This window comes from Citrobacter sp. Marseille-Q5395 (assembly GCF_947057495.1).
In the GTDB taxonomy this organism is placed as follows: domain Bacteria; phylum Pseudomonadota; class Gammaproteobacteria; order Enterobacterales; family Enterobacteriaceae; genus Citrobacter; species Citrobacter murliniae.
Genome location: NZ_CAMSEL010000065.1, coordinates 1 through 1,230, shown reverse-complemented (window position 1 = coordinate 1,230; position 1,230 = coordinate 1). Strand labels below are relative to the sequence as shown.

Annotated in this window: 1 protein-coding gene; it reads right to left on the bottom strand. The window is 50.2% G+C overall.

Features of this window, described 5'->3' with window-relative positions:
- Window positions 1-18: 18 nt before the first annotated feature.
- A protein-coding gene (locus OH663_RS25965) for an IS3 family transposase (protein ID WP_085949497.1) occupies window positions 19-1,166 on the bottom strand; the annotation gives its coding sequence in 2 pieces (ribosomal slippage) (window positions 19-929 and window positions 929-1,166; 1,149 coding nt in all).
- Window positions 1,167-1,230: the final 64 nt, after the last annotated feature.

Genomic DNA, 1,230 nt, shown 5'->3' with positions numbered 1-1,230 from the left:
TGAATCGCCACGGATAATCTAGACACTTCCGAGCCGTTGATAATACTGGTTTTCATATTCTGTCGGTGACATCTGTTCGCTAGAACCATGCCGACGCTTACTGTTATAAAACATTTCGATGTAATCAAAAATATCACTGCGGGCTTCTTCCCGCGTTCCGTAGATCTTTTTCTTTATCCGTTCACGTTTCAACAACTGGAAAAAACTTTCTGCAACCGCATTATCATGGCAGTTACCGCGACGGCTCATGCTACCCTCCAGGCCGTGTGATTTCAGGAACGACTGCCACTCATGGCTTGTGTACTGACTGCCCTGATCCGAATGAACCAGCACCTGTTTTTCGGGATTACGCCGCCATACAGCCATCAGCAGTGCGTTCAGGACAATGTCCTTTGTCATCCGGGATTGCATGGACCAGCCGATAATTTTGCGTGAGAACAGATCAACAACAACGGCAAGATACAGCCAGCCTTCGTGGGTCCTGATGTAGGTTATGTCCGTTACCCAACGCTCATCAGGAGCATCCGGATTGAACTGTCGCTGGAGCCTGTTGGGTGACACGATACTGGCCTCGCCTTTACGTGCCCGCGGGCTTCGGTATCCGACCTGAGCCTTTATTCCGACACGTTTCATCAGTCTCCAGACTCTGTTTACTCCGCACTGTTGCCCGCTGTCACGCAGATCCAGATGGATTTTGCGATAACCATAGACGCATCCCGATTCCAGCCAGAACTGTTTAATCTGTCCTGTCAGTCTCAGGTCTGCCTGATGGCGTTGTGAATGCGGCTGCTGAAGCCAGGCGTAAAAACCACTGGGATGAACATCCAGCACCCGACAGAGCAGGCGAACAGGCCAGCAACAGGAGTTGTCACGGATAAAGGCGTACCTCAGTCGGACAGCTTTGCGAAGTACGCCGCGGCTTTTTTTAATATGTCCCGTTCGTCGGTAACCCGTTTCAGCTCTTTCTGGAGACGGCGGATCTCGGCCTGAGCATCTGACTGTTCTTTATTAGTGGAAGAATCCGGACCGTACTTCTTTATCCAGGCATAAAGGCTGTGGGTGGTGATATCGAGACGTGTTGCAACGCTGGCAACAGAATAACCGCGATCAACAACCTGTTTGACTGCTTCAGTTTTAAACTCTTCAGGATAACGCTTACCGCTCATGGGCACCTCTCTTTAAGTCATCTTAAATGACTCTGAGGTGTCTGTTAAACGCGTGGCGATTCAC